This is a genomic window from Vibrio pomeroyi (genome assembly GCA_041879425.1).
Lineage (GTDB): Bacteria > Pseudomonadota > Gammaproteobacteria > Enterobacterales > Vibrionaceae > Vibrio > Vibrio pomeroyi_A.
The window spans coordinates 797,597-815,857 of record CP090855.1 but is presented as its reverse complement, the minus strand read 5'-3'; the positions used below and the strand labels follow the sequence as shown (position 1 = coordinate 815,857).

Genomic DNA, 18,261 nt, shown 5'->3' with positions numbered 1-18,261 from the left:
AGGTACTCATGTCGGTACCTTTTATTGTTTGCCAACTAACCGTTGCTTGTTTGGTTTAGTTAAAGTGACTTTATCGCAATTACCACTAAAGTGGTAGTTAAAACTATTTATTCTTCAGCTCACTTTTACTCTTTTATGAAGTATAGATCCTTCGCGTAGATATTTCCTTTCGGATTGTTGTTAGGGAAGCCTTTGAGTGTATTTCGCACTAATCGAGTGTGATTGTAGTGATATAAAGGCATAACTGCTGCTGATTCGTTAAGTAGTGATTCAGCATGCTGGTATAAAGCAAAGCGATTAGCCTGATCTTCCGTTTTGCTCGCTTTCTGTAACAGCTCATCAAAATCAGTGTTACAGAAACCACTCTCGTTAGCTGTGTGGCCACATGTGAAGGCTTCTAGTAGCGCTGAGGGTTCTGGGTAGTCACCAAATGCCCATGAGCGAGCAAGCTGATAATCTCCCGCTCCTTTAGCTGCGACATATGCCTTCCACTCCATATTCTCTAGTTCTACCTTCACGCCAAGCGGTTTCCACATCGAAGCAATCGCGATGGCGATCTTTTTGTGGTTCTCGCTGGTGTTATACGTGAGTGTGAATGTAAGTGGGTTCTCTTTGTTGTACCCAGCTTCTTCGAGTAACTGTTTGGCCTTTGCTTGGCGCTGTGAGCTATCAAGCGCTTCGAATAAAGACTTAGGCGCCGTGTAATTCGGGATATTATTAGGTGTCACGCTGTAAGCTTGAGGTTCGCCTTGGCCTGTTACTTTATCGACCAAAATATCTCGGTCGACCGCCATACTCAGTGCTTGTCGAACTCTGACATCATCAAACGGAGCTTGACGAGTATTGAACGAATAAACATACGATCCTAATAACGCTTGAGCTTTAATCTGTTCAGGGCTCTCTTTGACAAGCTTTTGGTAATACTCAAGCTGAACGCGGTTCGTCATATCAATCTCACCAGACTGATAACGAATCAGCTCTGCGTTTTGAGAGGATAAACCTAAGTAAGTCACCTTATTGATGACGGTTGAAGCGTTATCCCAGTAATTTGGGTTTCTGGTGACTTCGACGTATTCGTTAGGTACCCATTTGCTGAGTGTGTAAGCGCCATTAGTCGTGATATTTTCGGCGCGAGTCCATTGGGCTCCTTTCTCTTCAACCAACTTAGAAGGTAAAGGGAAGAAGGTCTTGATACTCATTAAACTCATGAAATAGGGCGTAGGCTTTGAAAGCGAGATCTCTACCGTGCGATCGTCTAGTGCTTGAATACCAAGATCTGATGGATCTTTATCCCCTGAAAGAATCTCGCTGGCGTTGACGATATTTGCCGTCGAGAACACAAATCCGGTGTTGTTGCCCGTTTTCGGAGACACGGCACGCTGCCAACCAAACACAAAGTCTGATGCGGTGACTGGTTCACCATTCGACCACTTAAGGCCCTTTTTCAAAACGAACGTAACCGTCTTACCGCCGTTGCTGAACGTCCAACTTTCAGCTTGTCCTGGAATGATCTGTCCATCGCTGTTTTCGATAACGAACCCTTCAAACATGTCATTGACGATGATGTCTCCGGGCATGCCTGAATTGACGAAACTTGGGTCGAGAGTATTGGGTTCTGCGCCATTACCACGAACAAAATGTTGCTCTTCAGCTAGCGGAGTATCGTTAGTAATAGAGGCAGCGAAGCTTGAAGCAGACGTTACAGCCAGCAGTGACGATATGATCACAGGTAGCGTTGGTTGGGTCATTGTAATTCCTTTTACAACTTAAACAGTACTCGATGCATTAAACATGAGTCGGTCGTTGGTTGCAACAACAATAAGTGCGTATTAAAGGAATTTGAAAGTGTTGTGAACAAAATAAAAATGCCTGCGATAAAGCAGGCACTGTGGTGAAAGGTTGATTAGCGAATTATTGGTCGTCTAATTAATTTACTCTAATCTAACCCAAGCTAAGTTTAGTTAGCTTGCTGAGGCAGGGGCGCTTCAAGCCTTGGTTTTCGTTTAATTTGAGCAAGAATAACGCCTGAAATCACCATCACACCACCAATGATATGGAATTGGTTAATCTCTTCACCTAGCCAGGTTGCAGCCAATACGATCGCAACAACAGGCAGCAAGTTCATGAACATCGCACTGGAATCGGCACCAATGGTATCAATCGCTTTTACCCACATCCAAGGCGCTAAAATAGAAGCTGCAATCGCCGCGTACGCAATCAAAGGAATCGCTTGTTGCGAAGGAATAAGTTGGTCGCTGGTCAGCCAAAGTGGTGCCAACATTGCGACTGCGAACATCCCTTGCATGTAGATCACCACCCAGTTGCTGATTGGCATTTTCCAACGTTTCAACAACACGCAGTAAGAGGCATAAACAAATGCCGCGATTAGCATGTAACCATCGCCTTGAGTCAGTTCTTGATGAATAAAGAACAGCGGGTCACCCTTACCAAGCATTAGGGCTAATCCAGACAGAGACAACACACCGCCGACAATACTCAAGCTAGAAATCGACTTGTTGAGCAGTGGAACGCTCAGGAACACGCTGATCAACGGCACTAATGAAGTGATCAATGCCATGTTAGAAGCCGTTGTAGTTAGGCCGGCGTAGTACCCCAATGATTGGTTTAACACCATGCCCAAAAAACCAAGGAATGCCAATTTCGACAAGTTAGGTTTAATGATTGGCCATTGTTTGATAACTGAGCGAATACAGAAAGGCGTCAGGATTAACATCGCAATGAACCAACGGTAAAAACTCATTGCGCTCGGTTCGATGGTGCTTGCGGCTAGCTTATTGACGATCGCATTAGCACCCCAGATACAGACTGTGAAAAATGGTAAAAGATAATGCATGTGGTGTGGTTTCCGTCGCAAATGAGTTGATGCGGCTAGTTTGACAGGTCGTTATACTTACAGATATCTTTAAAAAGACATCAGGCGCGATAGGAAGACAAGATTGAAAAAACACTCAAGAAACCTTCACCCATCCTTATCAATCGATAAGGCACCATCCAACGTATTTATGAATTTCGAAGCGTTCTTATCGAACACCGAAACTCGTGTACACAGCCACCCTTGGGGACAGGTTCAGTTGATCAGCGGTGGGATTCTTGAAATGGAAGCAGAGGGAACCCGCTTTCTCGCACCGCCACATCTAGCGATTTGGGTGCCCGCCGGGGTCATGCACTGCAGTTATAACCGTAAACCATTGGACTACTGTTCTTTGAATATTGCACGTGAGTTAACTCAACATCTGCCTGAGAAAACCAGCCTCATTAAGATTACACCGATCGTATCTTCGATCATTGATGACTTTCGCCAGCGTGACATCAATGTCGCACAAAGCGAACAAGATCAAAGGCTTGTACAGGTACTGTTGGACCAATTAGCAGAGCGCCAAGTTGAGCATCACTTCTTACCTTCAACCGATAACAAGTACCTTGCACCTATTCTGGCGGCCATCGAAGAGAACCCAACAGACGATATCTCGCTAAAGGATTGGGCAGAGAAAGTGCACGCAACCGAGCGAACTTTGTCACGTCATTGCCAAAGTGAATTGGGGATGAGTTTTACTGAATGGCGACTGCGAGTACGCTACTTGTACTCAATGGATCTGCTAAGAAATGGGCAGTCGGTTAAAGAGGTTGCCCTGACATTAGGCTACAACCAAGCGAGTCCTTTCATTAGCATGTTCAAGAAGTATTCTGGTCAAACGCCGGAGCAATATAAGAATCGTTTGTTGTAGCTAGCTCGTGTTGCCAAAAGAACGGAGGTTTTCGCTAGTTAGTGAGTAGATAGACCATAAGTGAATACGTGTGGTATGAACTTATGGAATCGCACCTAATAATTCATATATTTCGCTCTGTTGTTCGGTGACATCCTCATAGTGTTGGTTCAATAGAGCACTGTTACTGCCGACCTTGAACAGTATGTACGCTTCTCCATCGACCTCAAACCAATTGAACGTTCCATGCTGGTTATACGTGGTCATTGTTTTGTTTATCTTCATGAGATATACATCAGAAGCACGAGACATGCAGACGTACATAAGCCAAAGAAAGAAAAGAAAAACCACGAGCCTAATACTGTTTTTCCTTTTCCTACCTCTTCATTGCTTTGCTGCCAACCAAGTTCACGAACCTGAGCCTTGGTAAGGTTTAAGTCTAGTTTCTCTATATATCTGTTGAGTTCGTCATTGTGTACTGAGCTAATCATGTTCTATCTCCCCCTAAGCATTTGATTGGTATTTTAGGGGTGCTTATTGTTTGGTTAAATTAGATATTTCTCAACAGGCGTTAAGATAAATAGAACGAATGAAATAACAAAAACCTCCGTGGTGGAGGTTTTGGTTGAAAGTGGTTTAGTCCATGGCTATCGCGACGTATTTGTTGTCAGTACTGCACAATCTAATACCCCGTTAACTCCATATAACCCGTACCAGAGTGTGTTCCTTCAATCACAATAGGACCTTCCCAATAGGGAACCGATAGTGGCATCTTTGCTTTGGGATTGAGTGCCGAGACTGTCAGTTCTATTTGCTGGCTTGGAATTGATATGTGCCACTCTGTTGGGTAATCGCGTCCGTCGATTTCTGTTTGCTTGATGGCGGTTAGGGTGATGTCTTGTTGTGAAATCGCAATGCCAGAACCGTCTTGCTGCATTAATCTTGCGTTAGCATAATTGGCTTCGCCTGTTGTTGAATTTCGTAGTTGGAACACGACTAAGCTAGTTTCATCATTGAGCCTCAGTGCAAACCAATCCCAGCCCTGTTGTGAGTCGAGTAAGAACTGCGAGCTCCACTCTCTGTCTATCCAGCCTTTGCCAGAAACCTTATGCGTGACACCATCAATCGTCACGTTGCCCGATACATCGATAAATGGTTGGCTGTAGTAATAGGAAGCTACTTTTTCGTCGCTACTTTTAGTGCTGTAGCCTTGTTCTCCCTGTTTTTGATAGGGAGCGTCGCTGGTGAGTGTTAACGAGTAGCCAAACTGTTCTGAGCTGGCGTTCAGTGTGGCAGGGAACAGATCATTGGTTGATGAGCTCCACTGCCAGTCATCAAGATAGACTCGAAGTGGTGAAGCACTTACGCCTGCCAATTCTGCTTGGTCGCGCGACCATTTTTCATCGGCATAGTGTTTGTCTTTAGTGGTGACGGCACTGTGCGCCATGTAGATCTGCTGGCTTTGCCATGCTGTTTGCTTAGGCTGCTTGGTTTGATCGACGCTGTTTTCTGGAGCTGCTGCAAAGCGGAATTGTGTCCATTGCACACCTAGTTCATTGCCATTTTCGTCAATGAGGTTGGCGGTTAAGTACCACCATTCATGGCGAAAATCAGGGTGTGCTTGATGGTCGGCAGGGAATTTGATGTCTAAGCCTTTATCTACTGGAGTGAATTGATCATTTTGCTTTTGCTCATTGCTACTTCCAAGTATTGAACCCATGTTTTGAGCGGAATTTGGATCGGCTTTGTCACAACCCCATAGAGATAGCAAGCTAAGTGAGAGAACAGACAGTTTGATTAGCTTACTCTTCATATCAATGTTCATCACAACACCTCACTTTGCAAACTGGATACCACAGGCTTACTGACTAATCGCCAGAGAGGAATGAGTGTTGCAACCACCGCCACAACAATCGTGATGAAGGAAATGCTGAGCGCATCACTCCAATTCCACTGATAATTTAAGCTCCAACCGAAGGCGCGCAGGGTGACGATGTCTGTTAGTACGTAGCCAACCATAGCGCCGAGTGGGATGGCAATAACCAGAGTAAAAGCCACCAACACAACGATTTGCCCGAGTACCATAGCCATCAGCTTTTTGCGGCTCACGCCAAGTGCATACAACCTTGCAATAGCGGCCTTACGTGCATCGAGCAACATAAAGCACGCACAGAACAAGCCAATGACCGCGACCATTAAGGTTACGCCATTCAGCGCGCGAGTGATGGCAAAGGTTTGTGAAAAGATATCTAAAGCGAGGGATTTGATCTGTGCTTGATCGTAGAGCTGACTTGGGTGCAAATTCAGTTGTTGGCGTAACTGTTCGTATACCTGTTGCTGGTCGCCAGATACTTTAATACCTAGGCTAGTAGGTAAATCCGTAAAGCCGCTTTCAAGCCACAAATTAGGGGCAAGCAACACTTCGCCATTCGGCGAGCCGTAATCGTGGAAGATCGCGCCAACCACCAGTGATTGGTCTGGGATAGAGTCGAGCTTAAATTCGCTATTCAGTGATAAGCCAAGCTTCACCGCCGTGGGTTCGCTGATCGCCACGAGTTCGCCTTGGTAGAAGCGCTCCCAAAAACTATCAAGCTGCGATTGGAATACCATGGTTTGCTCTAATGTATCTTTGTCTTTGGTACCGAGCAAAGTAGGTAGGCCCTGCAAGTTATCATCAACATAGTATTGCTTATAAACGGTTTCAACGTTCTCAAACCGTTCTAATGCGCGTTCTACATTAGCGATTTCGCCTTGAGCAGGGCTAACGTAAATGTCGGCATGCAAGCGTTGCTCTAACCATTGTTTTAGAGTGGATTCAAAGCTTCCAACTAAGGTATTCATTCCCATGTTGGCGGTAACCGCAAGCAGCAGTGCCATCATGGCAAGGGAGAGGGGAGATATCAGCTCTCGCAGTTCAGCAAACAGGTACTGCATCAATCCAGATTGGGTTCGCTGTTCACTCCAATTTGCTAACACGCAGAGCGTTTTGGGTAGATATAAGGGAATCGACACCACTAATACACCAAGCCACGCCATAGTGAAGCGATGATGCTCGCTGAGCCACAATCCCACCAATGCGATAACCGTTAGCATTAAACCAATGACAAACAGTTGGTTTTCGTTCGAGTTTTCTGGCGCTTGGTAAAAACCGCCATGAGAAGAGAGCGGTTGTCGAACGCGTTGTTTAAAGTGTTGCCAACACGCAACAAGCGTAGCGGCTAACGTAAGCAATAAAGCTTGTGCTAACCATAACCACTGCCATGTACCGGGTAATAGTGTTGCGCCATAAAGTTGTTCAAGGGTTATCGCAACGGTTGGGTGTAGCCAATGGCTTAATTGAATCCCTAAAATGAAACCGAGTGAAGCGCCTATGGTTACCAGAACGGTAAGCTCAACGAGCAAGGCTGAAAACACGATGCTTGGTGCTAAACCCGCTTGCTGAATTTGAACCAATAGCCGATTACGTTTTAGTAAGCTGTATTTCACACCGTTATAAGCGATGAACAAACCAACCAAGAACGCCAGTAAGCTCATAGCAGTGAGGTTAAGGTGAAAGCTGTCGGTAATAGAGCCGAGATCGGTACTCTGATTATTGGTGATCCATTGCCCTTGTTCTGCGATGAGATTCAGCCAGTTGTCGTGTGGTTGGCTATTAGTATCAAATACGGCGATATAGCTCAGTTGACCTTGTTTGTTCAGCAGTTGCTGGGCGAAGCCAATATCCATCAACATTCGGCTGCCCAGTTGCCATTCATCGGGTAGCACTACCACTTGGGTGACGACTTCATCGAGAATGAGTGTTTTTACTTCGCCCAAGCTTTGATGTTGCGACTGGCTCATCATCACGATGGGTTTGCCCGCCAACAATTGAGGTAGGGGTAGGGCATTATCGAACAGGGATATATTTTGTTGGTTCTGATTGGTTTGCTCGTTTTTTTCTGCGTAACGAGATCTTGAGGTGAGAGCAGAGATTAGCTCACTACCTTGTACAGACCAACGACGCCCTTGTTCGTCTCTCACTCGCCCTTCAATCACAGGTAGTATTGCGCTTAATCCATTTTGTCTTAGCTTGAAGTAGAGCGATTCTGGCAAATAGTTTTGCCCCGCTGGTGGGATGATCAGATTTAGAGCTTGAGCGCTAAGTTGCTCGGTGGATTCCGCATAGCTGCGTTTGGCATTGAGGTTGATCGCTTGCACGGCGACAAACAGGGTGACCGCCAACACAATACCAACCAAGATCGCTGCAGCTTGCAAAGGGGATTGGCGATAGTGCGCAGCGAATAGGTTTAGCGTAAGTTTTGTATGAGCGATTTTGAGGCGATTTGATTCGGCTGTCCGCTTAGCTTTCAACATAAGAAATGTCACTCGCTTGCTTTTGGTTTAAATCGGCTCGCTTCAGCTCTCCATCATCTAACACCAGTTGAGTCTGCATAAAACTGGCGCATTCAGGGCTATGTGTAACCAGTAATACGGCGGTGTTGCCTTGTGTGGTGATTTCGTTCAGTAGCCTCATTACCTCTAAACCGGCTTTGTGGTCGAGGTTGCCTGTGGGTTCATCGGCAAGCAGCAGTTTCGGTTTATGAGCTAGCGCGCGAGCTATCGCTACTCGTTGTTGTTGCCCACCAGAGAGCGCTGATACATGCCTATCCAGTAGTTCACTTATGCCTAACGCTTCCACCAAGTAATCACACCACTCGCCCCATTTTTGTTGATTCAAATGCAACGGGAACGCGATGTTTTGTTTTACGTTGAGTGGGGTTAATAAGTTGAACTGCTGAAAGATAACCCCCAGTTTTTGATGGCGGAAGCGGCTCCACTGTGGGTCTTTCCAAGCTGATGTGTCTTCACCATCGAGCCATAACTCGCCTCTTGAGAGCGGTTCAAAACCCGCGATGAGATTGAGTAGAGTACTTTTCCCGCTGCCACTTGCTCCTGTCAAAGCCACGCTTGCCCCTGTTGCCAAAGCGAAGTCGACGCCCTCCAACACATGATGGGTGTCTTTGCCGTCAACAAAGCTTTTGCTGGCCTGTTTCAGCGTGACAACTGGGTTTTCCATTTCCTCTCCTTGTAAACAATAATAACTATCAAACTGCGTCTATTGATGGCAATCATTACGACGATAAGCTCTATCAAACTGTAGGCAACAATTTCAAACAATAGAGCGATTTATATCGAATTATTAGTAACTTGTACTTTGGTAAGAGAAAAATAGATCAGTTAGAGGTGGAATTCGGACTCTCGTTAGGTCTTTGAATCATCACATCGGTCTTGGATTATCTATTAGAAGGTTTTTTACGACATCTAAGGGTAGCCAACACCAATGCTTGGTATCTGATGAAGATTATTTTGTGTGAGGATAAGACGAGCGAAAGCTGTATCCTTAACATATTTTTCCCCATAGCTTGTTAGTGTTTTTAATCACACATGCTCCGTTAAAGGTGCTGTTATAGAAGACGAAATTATCTGGATGTAGAATGCAGAGAAGATCTGTACTGAATGAAGTTTATGCAAAAGGCGAAAATCAATTGAATCAACCTGTTTTATATATATTTTCAGGTCTCCCAGCTTCAGGGAAATCGACATTAGCGAAGTTGTTAGCAGAGAAAACGGGGGCGATGTACGTTCGCATTGATACTGTAGAACAAGGGCTTAGAGATCTTTGTTGCTTCAAAGTTGAAGGTGAGGGTTATCGTTTAAGTTACCGTATTGTTAAAGACAATTTGGCGTTAGGTATTAGCTGCATTTCTGACTCTTGTAATCCAATTGAGCTAACTCGAAACGAGTGGCAAGAGGTAGCGGAAAGTGTTGGCGCTAGGTTTGTCAATATTGAAGTTAGCTGCTCTGATCGTGAGGAACATGAAAGAAGGGTCATCACTCGACAAAGTGAAGTCGAAAACCTAAAGCTACCTGATTGGCAACAAGTAAAGAATCGTCACTATGAGGAATGGAAAACTGAAGTTATTAAAATCGACACGTCAGGTAAAAATACCGAAACATCATTCATAGAATTGACGGAAAAGTTAGGTGTTTAATACTCAGATAGAGTGGCATATTGAAAATCTCAATCTTTCATTCAACAATAAAGGTGACATTACATGTATGCAATGCCACCTATAAGGCATTGAGTTGTGGAACGAAGAGGTTTGCCAAAAAGTGTGTATTACTTAGATACGACCGTCCATTTCATTAGAACTGGCTCTGCTTCCTTACACTGAATCAGTTCAAGTGGACGTTTTACCCAAGGTCCAGCTTCTTGAGTTTCTGATGTCACTGCCAAACAGTAGCTAGAATCCGCTTTCAATCGAATAGTCTGATCATTTTCGCTATAAACAAAACCTTGGTGTTTTGCATCACTGCACTCTAGTAACGCGAGTTCGCTCTTTCCTTTCGCTAAAAGACCTTGCATACACAACCCTTCAAACGCATAAGATTGAATCTTATTTGTTTCATTGTCGTATTCAAATCTCACATCATGACCAGAATAGTTACGAGGAGAACCTTCGGGCGCTTTGGGCTTACAGGTGTGGGTCTGCATTAATTCGGATTGACCAGGGCCGTAGGTATCAATACAAAATCCATAACCGTTTGGCTCATCTAAATTATCACTTAATACAATGTATGGAGGCTCTGTCGGCACATTCGGCTCTGCAGCAAAGATAAATGAAGGGGCAGCAACTAAGCTAGATGCCACAATGACTTTGGCTACATTTTTCAGTTTCATATCTATTTCATCCTTTAATAAATTTTGGTGCTGTAACTAAAACGGCTTACTGGTTAAAACTTTCGGTGAACTCTACAATTCGAGCGGCATTGACCCCTTTATCACTGCGACCGATTCGAGACACACTACGAATATCGACACGGCTTTTGTTGTTTATGGGGGTAACTTTAACGACCACATCGTCTATAAAGCCAAAGAAAGTTGTTTGAGCTGTTGCTTCAAAGTGTAGTGCTTCAGGGAATCCTCCAACAATTTTCCAACCTTTGTTCTGCGCAACATCCAGAGCTTTTTCGTATGCATCTTCAGCAGAGAGGTTAGCTTGAATAGGCTTAATGTATGGGTACAACTTCCTCTGTACTGCAGCAACTTCCTCCCCTGCATAAATCAGAGAGTTTTTGGCACCGGCACGCGTATCATCCAGCACCAAAAATTTAGGTGGGTTTGTGGTATCGGTTGTAATGTCATGAATTGCAGGTCCACGTTTCACTGGTTGGATCATGCCGTGGATCATTGGCGCGATGAGACCAAGCCCTATGAATACAGCGACCAGAGACTTGAGCGCACCAGTGCGATTACGAGTAATCCACTGGTAGATGAGCCCGAGTGTACTTAAAGCGAGTACAGAGAGGCCGATGGGGTTGAGATAATTTCGAATGTAGCCAAAGCCAATAATGGGATCCCACAAGCCCAAACGCGCCCCAAAGATCATCACGGCAACCGCTAGCACAGCGGAGAAAGCGATGATTAGTAATAATGTTCCAATACGAGAGGTACGGCTGTTCGTCATTTTCTATCCTTTGAAAGTGTTCAGCGAGTAATGATGAGCCACTCCTAGGCTCATCATTCCTTCATTTTGTTAGTACTCAGTTTGGCTGTTCGGCGTTGTTCGCTATTGCTGCTTTATCATCTGATTTGAACAATTTACAGATCAAGACAAAAAATAGCGGAGCGAAGTAGATGACCAATAATGTCGCACCCATCATGCCGCCTAAAACCGACGTACCAATCGCATTACGTGCATTAGCACCTGCACCCGTACTCAGCACTAAAGGTAATACACCGAGCCCAAACGCCAGTGATGTCATGATAATCGGGCGCAGACGCATCTCACACGCTTGTACCGTTGCATCAATAATGTTGACGCCTTTTTCATAAAGCTCTTTGGCGAATTCAACAATCAGAATTGCGTTTTTGGCGGTTAAACCAATCGTAGTCAAAACGCCCACTTGGAAGTAAACATCGTTCTCTAGCCCTCGCAACATGATCGCAGCCAGTGCGCCGAGTATCCCTAATGGAACCACCAGAATAATCGCAATTGGAATGCTCCAGCTTTCATACAAAGCGGCTAAGCAGAGGAAAACCATCAAGATGGAGATCGCGTACAGAATTGGCGCTTGGTTTCCAGCTTCGATCTCTTGATAGGACATTCCCGTCCAGCTCACCTGTACATCGTTTGAAATCTCTGCGGCTAATCTATCGATTTCATCCATCGCTTCACCAGTACTGTAACCAGAAGCTGCTTCACCGACGATTTCTACTGCAGGGTTGCCGTTATAACGTTGTAACTGTGGTGAGCCTTGACCCCAGTGATAAGTACTGAAAGCTGAGATTGGCACCATCTCACCGTTGTTGTTACGCACAAACCATAAGTTCAGGTCTTCTGGTGTCATGCGATATTCAGCATCGGCTTGAATGTAAACCTTCTTAGAGCGACCACGATCGATGAAGTCATTCACGTATGACGATGCCCAAGCAATTGACAATGATTGGTTGATGTCATCAATTTCTAGACCTAGCACTTTGGCTTTTTCATAGTCGACATCAAGGAATAGTTGCGCGGTATCCTCAAGGCCGTTTGGTCGTGTACTTTGCAATAATGGACTTTGAGCCGCCGCCGCCAGTAACTGGTTTCTGAACTCAATCAGTTTGTCATGGCCAACAGCCCCCACGTCTTCTAGGTAGAAGTTAAAACCCGTTGAAGTACCAAGTTCTCGAATTGCTGGGCTACTAAAAGCAAAGATCTGTGCATGTTTGTAATTTGAAAACTCACCCATTACACGACCGATAATGGAATCAACATCGGTTCCAGGTTCAGTCCTTTCTGACCAATCTTTCATGCCAATAAATGCCATCGCCGCATTTTGCCCAGAGCCTGAAAAGTTGAATCCAGACACGGTAAACACGTGGTCGACAGTGTGTGATTCGTTCTCTTCAAAATAATCTTTGATATCCAACATCACTTCTTGTGTCTTTTGTAATGTGGTCCCCGTTGGTGTGGTCACCATCACCATGAAGTCACCTTGGTCTTCATTTGGCAAAAATGAACTTGGCAGCACGTTGTATAGGTAAGCCGTGCCGGCAAAAAGCATTAGGTAAACAAAAACGAAGCGCAGTGGACGTTGTAAAGCGTGTTTAACTGAACCTCGGTATTGGTTGGATAGCTTGTCGAACCCTCGGTTAAACAGTGCAAAAAACTTATTGCTCGACGCTTTATCGACAGGCTTTAGAAGTGTTGCACACAATACAGGAGTAAGAATCAATGCGACGACAACGGATAGCACCATTGCCGAAACAATCGTCAAAGAGAACTGTTGGTAGATAACGCCCGTTGACCCTGACATGAAGGCCATAGGAATAAATACAACCGACAACACCATCGTAATACCGATTAAGGCACTGGTGATTTGTCCCATTGATTTTTTGGTTGCTTCAAGAGGAGATAGGTTCTCTTCATGCATTAAACGTTCAACGTTCTCCACCACAACAATGGCATCATCAACCAGCAAACCGATCGCTAACACCAAACCAAACATGGTGAGTGTATTGATTGAGAAACCCAGCATGGCCATGACACCAAAGGTACCAAGTAGTACGACTGGCACGGCAATGGTTGGGATTAAGGTGGCTCGTAAGTTTTGCAAAAACAGTAACATCACGATAAACACAAGCCCAACCGCTTCAAATAGCGTTTTGACCACTTCACTGATGGATAAACGGATAAATAAGTTGTTGTCGGTGGTTTTAACCAGTTCTAGTCCATCCGGAAAACCTTTTGAAAGTTGTTCAAGTTTTGCATCAACCGCATTTTGTGTGTCTAACGAGTTCGCGCCGGTAGCAAGGGTGATAGCAATACCAGAAGAGTCCTTACCCATGTAAGCAGGAATAGATGAAGATTCTTCACTGGCTAACTCGACACGTGCGACGTCTTTGAGCTTAATTTGAGAGCCGTCACTGTCGACTTTGATTAAGATATCTTCAAACTCTTCAACGCTGGTAAGTAGGCTTTGCGCCGTGATACTGGCATTAATTAACTGAGAATCAACAGCAGGCGTTCCGCCTAATTGCCCAACGGTAACTTGGCTGTTTTGAACCGATACTGCATTCGAAACATCAACAGGCGTAAGGCTATAGCTGTTCAATTTTGCAGGGTCTAACCAGATACGCATCGCATAAGATGGGCCGAAAATAGTCACTTCGCCCACACCGTTCACACGGCTTAGGATGTCCTTAATGTTTGAGTTAGCGTAATCTTGAATATCTCCCGCACTCATGCTGCCATCAGGAGAATATAAGTTGGTTACCGACATAAAACCTGACGTACTCTTGGTGACAGAAGTACCTTGATTTTGTACCGCTGTCGGCAGGCGATTACTCACTTGCTGTAAGCTGTTCTGCACCTGTACCTGAGCAATATCGGGGTCGGTATCTGCACTAAACGTCAAGGTAACGCTCGCACTACCAGAAGAGTCACTTTTAGACGCCATGTATAACAAGTTATCTAACCCTGTCATGCCTTGTTCGATGACCTGAGTCACGCTGTCTTCAATTGTTTTTGCTGAAGCACCAGGGTAAGACGTTGAAATGGTCACGGCTGGCGGTGCAATTGTAGGGTATTGTGCGACAGGCAAAGTGACGATAGCCGCAATGCCTGAAAGCATAATGACAATGGAAATCACCCAAGCAAAGATCGGTCTGTTGATAAAAAAGTTCGATAAGGACATGGTTTATTCCTCGCTCGCCAAAGCAGGAACAGCGCTGTTTGTACTGCTATCGACGACAACCTCAATATCATTTTTCATGTTGATGATATTGGTGATTACGATTTTCTCACCGCTAGATAGTCCTTCTTTAACTACCCAACCGTTGCCAACTTCATTACTGAGAACCACTGATTTTTTTTCTGTCTTGTTGTCTTGGTTGACCACAAAAACGGAAGGCTCACCAGACTGACTTCTTACCACTGCAGATTGAGGAACGACAAGGTAGCCTCGTGCTTCTGGCATTGAAATATGGGCGCGAACGTACATACCTGCGAGTAAAGTATTGTCAGGGTTTGGAATGATGGCACGTAGCGTTACCGTACCTGTTGAGTCCGAGACTAGCGTGTCGGAAAACTCTAAATGGCCTACTTCATCATACGCACTGCCGTCTTCTAACGTGATGGTTACTGGGATCTCCGCATCTTTGTCGGTGAAGGTCGCAAACTCTTTTTTGATTTTGGTAATCGCTAACGAAGATTGCTGCATATCCACGTAAACATTCGCGGTTTGCACAATTGTCGTCAGGTAAGAAGACTGTTCAGAGGTCAACAAAGAACCTTCCGATACCAAAGAGAGGCCCGCTTGACCTGAGATAGGTGCTTTGATTTTGGTGTAAGACAGTTCAATGTTGGCGTAATCCAATTCCGCTTGGCGGATCGCGACTTCAGCTTGAGCTTCTTTGTAAAGCGCATCGGCATCATCAAAATCTTGCTGACTGGTCAGTTTTTTTCTTAATAGTTCTTTATAACGAAGTGCCGTTTTTCGAGCGGTATCTTCGCTCGTGAGTGCTTTCGCTAATTGGGCTTGTGCGCTGTTAACGTTGGATTGATAAGTGGTTGGGTCAATTTCATAAAGTACTTCATCGGCTTCTACCTGAGAACCCTCTTTGTATAGACGGCTTTTGAGAATACCCGTTACCTGAGGTCTCACTTCTGCTTGTTTAAACGCAGCAATTCGCCCTGGCAACTCGGTCGTTAAACGCAGTGTTGTTGGGGTCAAGTCTAAAACATCAACATGAATAGGACCTGGAGCTGGTCGTTGTTCCATAGCTTGTTCGCCACAACCCAATAATAGAGAACTGGAGAGAAGTAAACCCAAAGGCAATCTTAACGCGTGGGGTAGAGACATAATGAAACCTTATCCTAGAAGCATAATTACAAACATAAGAAAAAGAATAGCAGCTACATGGTTAAGGCAGGGTTAAGACCGAGGATTGTTATTATTAATAATTTGGGGTTCTGGAAGAGTCGCTTCGTTTACTGAACAAAAGCTTAGTATTACGAAAATGTATTGAATACTAATTCAGTAAAGCCACGGACTCACAACTATCCGTTACTTTGGTCTGGCATTAGAAGACGCAGTGTTATTTTTATAAGACATTGATTGTAAGTAGAAAGAGCCCCAATTTCGTAGGACTCCCATCCATCACCGACAATCTGCTGCCTCATTGAGTGTTCGAGTGTCTATATTGGCACTTGCAATGAATTTCCCCATTTATCGTAAGGTGCAGCAACTCACGCTCTGTAAATACCGTCTGTCGCAATTATAAGAACTATAGCTAAAGCAGCTTTATCATAGAACTTAAAATAACAGCAGAAGGAAAGCATCATGAATGGTAAGAACATAAGAATAATTTTGAGATGGGTACACATCGCGTTAGCACTATTAGTTGGTGCGGCTTTCTATTCACCCTTAGGAAACTATGAAACATATATTACAGCTACGTTATGGGGGCTAATACCAGCGCTTGCTTTAACAGGTGTGGGTATGTGGAAACAGTCGTCAGTTATGAAAGCTTTAAAGCCGGTAAGCAAGAAAGTGCACCAGTAAGTGGAAAGGTTACGCGAGAATCAGTAGATCTCGCGTTTGTTCTTTGGGTTGCTGACTCATTGCTGTCCAAAAACGTTACCCCTCCCGAGCTTTCTCCGGCGACATTTCTGATATAAAAGTGCCTCTTTTATCTAAATCGGAAGCAAGATGATCTTGCCATCTAACCGTGTGGTTTTCGATTCAATAAGATCAATCGCGGTTTGCACATCATCTAGCGGAAGAGAGCGGTCGACATCGAGTTGTATGTCGTTCGCGATAAAATGCTCCAACATCGATTCGAACTTGTCGCGACGAATGTATTTACCCTCTGCTTCTTCCCAATAGCGCAGGAAGAACGTGCTGAAATCGATAGCTTGGTTCTTTGCGTATTCGAAGAAGCGTGGCTCGTAAAAGTCCAGAGAAAGCGTTCCATAGTTGATAAAGCGCCCTTGGTTACCGAGAGTATGGATAAGTTCGGTTCCCGGTGAACCGCCAATCGCATCGAAGGCCACTGTTGGTTGAGGCAAACCGAGTCGCTGAATTTGTGCAACCAAATCACTTTTGGCATCCAGAACATAACATGAAGTGGTTTGAGTGCGCTCAGGTTGTGACGTCACGACAATGATTTGAAACCCAAGTGACTCCGACAACTGAGAGAAAATCTTGCCAATGGCTGAACTGCCAGCATTGATGATCAACACATCTTCTTTGGTCAACTTCGTCACTTCTGTCGTCAGTATCCATGCGGTGAGCGCATTAATGTACAACTGACAGGCGTAGCCATTATCTAGGTGCTGAGGAATGTGGAAGAGGTTGTCTGGTGACACATCAATATAGTTTTGCCATGTGCCGCTTGTTGCTACAAGCACTCGCTGGTTCAGAACAAACTCAGAATGGCCAGACTCCACAACCGTTCCTACCGCTTCAAACCCCGGAACTCTCGGCGGCTGGTGGCTGTGTTTGTATTGACCCACACCATAAATCGACAATAGATCACTAGGGTTGATGTTGGTCGCTTCAATTCGTACTCGAACCTTATCTTTATCAAGTGCGCCTAAAGCGACATGTTCTAGCTTGAGAGACTCTTTCGGTTGCCCGAAACGGAACTGGCTAATTCGGGTATTTTGCTTGGTGTCAGTCATGGTTCGGGCACCTTTGTGGTTATGAGTACTGCATCGACTTTAAGTGTAGCGTGTTCATAAACAGTCTTGGATCGGTAATATTGCTTAGCATTGCTGGCGTTGGTAAGCAGTCGTCATCAACGTAGTCGACATAGTCTGCCGCCGAGTCAAAGATTAAAATATCCAATGCTAAACGATCCAACCCGTATCGACCTCGGTGGATCATATCCGCAGAGAAGACTAATAAGTCGCCCGCTTCTAACGGTATCTGTTTACCGCCAGAGATGTCATCGCTGCTTACTTTACCATTTACTTCTTGGCGAACGTTGTATTCTTCTTCGTTGTCCCAACGCTTGTGTGTTCCGGGGATAAGCTCCATCCCGGGCTCATCAAATATGGGTACGCGGAGGTGTAATACTTGGGTTTCCATGATGACTTTCATCTGGTCATCAATATCGTAGTCGTATTGACAGTCGCGATGCCAGAAATCTTTTTGTTGCGGGTTTACAGGGTTGAAGAACAGCTGTGTGTTCATGAATGCAGGCTTGTTCGGTATGACCGCATCGACCACTTCCATGACTTTTTTTGAGCTGATGAAGTCAAATAGTAAGGTTCTATCGTCGGCGGCTAGATACTCGCTGCCTGTAATCAAAGATGAGTTAAATGCCTCTTCTTGATAGAACTCTTCGTTGTCTGCTTTCCATGACTCATGGAATTTCAGCACGACTTCTCTAAGCGATGCTATCTGAGCTTCATCGAAATAATTTCTGATAACAAAGTAACCATGCTCGTCGTATTGGCTACTTAATTGTTGGCTGTTTTCTACCACTGACTACCTTCGTTCA

At 44.9% G+C, this 18,261-nt stretch carries 16 protein-coding genes; 3 read left to right on the top strand and 13 right to left on the bottom strand.

The features are described 5' to 3' along the window. Window positions 1-125: 125 nt before the first annotated feature. Window positions 126-1,748 carry a peptide ABC transporter substrate-binding protein gene (locus L0992_19570; GenBank protein ID XGB70213.1) on the bottom strand — a complete coding sequence of 541 codons (1,623 nt, stop codon included), beginning with the start codon at window positions 1,746-1,748 and terminating at the stop codon, window positions 126-128. A 209-nt stretch (window positions 1,749-1,957) separates the two neighbouring features. Next, a complete protein-coding gene (locus L0992_19565) occupies window positions 1,958-2,854 on the bottom strand; it encodes a DMT family transporter (protein XGB70212.1) in 897 nt (298 codons plus the stop codon). A gap of 103 nt (window positions 2,855-2,957) precedes the next feature. Here L0992_19565 and L0992_19560 point away from each other — a divergent pair, with 103 nt between their 5' ends. Then, the gene (locus tag L0992_19560; GenBank protein XGB70211.1) at window positions 2,958-3,746 is read left to right on the top strand and encodes a helix-turn-helix transcriptional regulator; all 789 of its coding nucleotides are present in this window, start codon (window positions 2,958-2,960) and stop codon (window positions 3,744-3,746) included. Window positions 3,747-3,827: 81 nt separating this feature from the next. On the opposite strand, the gene L0992_19555 is transcribed toward L0992_19560, so the two are convergent. The 5 genes from L0992_19555 to L0992_19535 all read right to left on the bottom strand — a co-directional run bounded on the left by L0992_19555 (window position 3,828) and on the right by L0992_19535 (window position 8,781). Then, the gene (locus L0992_19555) at window positions 3,828-4,010 is read right to left on the bottom strand and encodes a hypothetical protein (GenBank protein XGB70210.1); all 183 of its coding nucleotides are present in this window, start codon (window positions 4,008-4,010) and stop codon (window positions 3,828-3,830) included. Next, window positions 4,007-4,216, bottom strand: a complete 210-nt coding sequence (locus L0992_19550; GenBank protein XGB70209.1) for a hypothetical protein — start codon at window positions 4,214-4,216, stop codon at window positions 4,007-4,009. The genes L0992_19555 and L0992_19550 overlap by 4 nt, the downstream gene beginning before the upstream one ends. Window positions 4,217-4,407: 191 nt before the next feature. After that, window positions 4,408-5,538: a carotenoid 1,2-hydratase gene (locus tag L0992_19545; protein XGB70390.1), complete on the bottom strand. Its 1,131-nt coding sequence runs from the start codon at window positions 5,536-5,538 to the stop codon at window positions 4,408-4,410. An 11-nt stretch (window positions 5,539-5,549) separates the two neighbouring features. Then, a complete protein-coding gene (locus L0992_19540) occupies window positions 5,550-8,078 on the bottom strand; it encodes an ABC transporter permease (GenBank protein ID XGB70208.1) in 2,529 nt (842 codons plus the stop codon). Continuing rightward, complete coding sequence (locus tag L0992_19535) at window positions 8,065-8,781, bottom strand: ABC transporter ATP-binding protein (protein ID XGB70207.1); 717 nt, start codon at window positions 8,779-8,781, stop codon at window positions 8,065-8,067. The genes L0992_19540 and L0992_19535 overlap by 14 nt, the downstream gene beginning before the upstream one ends. A gap of 469 nt (window positions 8,782-9,250) precedes the next feature. On the opposite strand from L0992_19535, the gene L0992_19530 reads away from it, so the two are divergent. Beyond that, window positions 9,251-9,757, top strand: a complete 507-nt coding sequence (locus L0992_19530) for an AAA family ATPase (protein XGB70389.1) — start codon at window positions 9,251-9,253, stop codon at window positions 9,755-9,757. Window positions 9,758-9,885: 128 nt separating this feature from the next. Here L0992_19530 and L0992_19525 read toward each other — a convergent pair whose 3' ends face one another. The 4 genes from L0992_19525 to L0992_19510 all read right to left on the bottom strand — a co-directional run bounded on the left by L0992_19525 (window position 9,886) and on the right by L0992_19510 (window position 15,614). Then, on the bottom strand, window positions 9,886-10,446 hold the full coding sequence (locus tag L0992_19525; protein ID XGB70206.1) for a ricin-type beta-trefoil lectin domain protein: 561 nt from the start codon (window positions 10,444-10,446) through the stop codon (window positions 9,886-9,888). 46 nt (window positions 10,447-10,492) lie between these two features. Beyond that, the gene (locus L0992_19520) at window positions 10,493-11,233 is read right to left on the bottom strand and encodes a DUF1499 domain-containing protein (GenBank protein XGB70205.1); all 741 of its coding nucleotides are present in this window, start codon (window positions 11,231-11,233) and stop codon (window positions 10,493-10,495) included. 76 nt (window positions 11,234-11,309) lie between these two features. After that, window positions 11,310-14,447: an efflux RND transporter permease subunit gene (locus L0992_19515; protein XGB70204.1), complete on the bottom strand. Its 3,138-nt coding sequence runs from the start codon at window positions 14,445-14,447 to the stop codon at window positions 11,310-11,312. A 3-nt stretch (window positions 14,448-14,450) separates the two neighbouring features. Next, window positions 14,451-15,614, bottom strand: a complete 1,164-nt coding sequence (locus tag L0992_19510; GenBank protein XGB70203.1) for an efflux RND transporter periplasmic adaptor subunit — start codon at window positions 15,612-15,614, stop codon at window positions 14,451-14,453. A 480-nt stretch (window positions 15,615-16,094) separates the two neighbouring features. Here L0992_19510 and L0992_19505 point away from each other — a divergent pair, with 480 nt between their 5' ends. Continuing rightward, window positions 16,095-16,316: a hypothetical protein gene (locus tag L0992_19505; protein XGB70202.1), complete on the top strand. Its 222-nt coding sequence runs from the start codon at window positions 16,095-16,097 to the stop codon at window positions 16,314-16,316. Between the two features lie 131 nt (window positions 16,317-16,447). Here L0992_19505 and L0992_19500 read toward each other — a convergent pair whose 3' ends face one another. Together L0992_19500 and L0992_19495 are read right to left on the bottom strand one after the other, a co-directional pair. Next, window positions 16,448-17,437: a zinc-dependent alcohol dehydrogenase family protein gene (locus L0992_19500; GenBank protein XGB70201.1), complete on the bottom strand. Its 990-nt coding sequence runs from the start codon at window positions 17,435-17,437 to the stop codon at window positions 16,448-16,450. A 19-nt stretch (window positions 17,438-17,456) separates the two neighbouring features. Then, the gene (locus tag L0992_19495) at window positions 17,457-18,245 is read right to left on the bottom strand and encodes a phytanoyl-CoA dioxygenase family protein (GenBank protein XGB70200.1); all 789 of its coding nucleotides are present in this window, start codon (window positions 18,243-18,245) and stop codon (window positions 17,457-17,459) included. Window positions 18,246-18,261: the final 16 nt, after the last annotated feature.

Bases quoted from the DNA above. Each gene is read 5' to 3' on its own strand.
- L0992_19535 (XGB70207.1), bottom strand. From the start codon at position 8,781: ATGGAAAACCCAGTTGTCACGCTGAAACAGGCCAGCAAAAGCTTTGTT.
- L0992_19570 (XGB70213.1), bottom strand. From the start codon at position 1,748: ATGACCCAACCAACGCTACCTGTGATCATATCGTCACTGCTGGCTGTA.
- L0992_19510 (XGB70203.1), bottom strand. From the start codon at position 15,614: ATGTCTCTACCCCACGCGTTAAGATTGCCTTTGGGTTTACTTCTCTCC.
- L0992_19520 (XGB70205.1), bottom strand. From the start codon at position 11,233: ATGACGAACAGCCGTACCTCTCGTATTGGAACATTATTACTAATCATC.
- L0992_19525 (XGB70206.1), bottom strand. From the start codon at position 10,446: ATGAAACTGAAAAATGTAGCCAAAGTCATTGTGGCATCTAGCTTAGTT.
- L0992_19505 (XGB70202.1), top strand. From the start codon at position 16,095: ATGAATGGTAAGAACATAAGAATAATTTTGAGATGGGTACACATCGCG.
- L0992_19500 (XGB70201.1), bottom strand. From the start codon at position 17,437: ATGACTGACACCAAGCAAAATACCCGAATTAGCCAGTTCCGTTTCGGG.
- L0992_19545 (XGB70390.1), bottom strand. From the start codon at position 5,538: ATGAAGAGTAAGCTAATCAAACTGTCTGTTCTCTCACTTAGCTTGCTA.
- L0992_19555 (XGB70210.1), bottom strand. From the start codon at position 4,010: ATGAAGATAAACAAAACAATGACCACGTATAACCAGCATGGAACGTTC.
- L0992_19550 (XGB70209.1), bottom strand. From the start codon at position 4,216: ATGATTAGCTCAGTACACAATGACGAACTCAACAGATATATAGAGAAA.
- L0992_19515 (XGB70204.1), bottom strand. From the start codon at position 14,447: ATGTCCTTATCGAACTTTTTTATCAACAGACCGATCTTTGCTTGGGTG.
- L0992_19565 (XGB70212.1), bottom strand. From the start codon at position 2,854: ATGCATTATCTTTTACCATTTTTCACAGTCTGTATCTGGGGTGCTAAT.
- L0992_19540 (XGB70208.1), bottom strand. From the start codon at position 8,078: ATGTTGAAAGCTAAGCGGACAGCCGAATCAAATCGCCTCAAAATCGCT.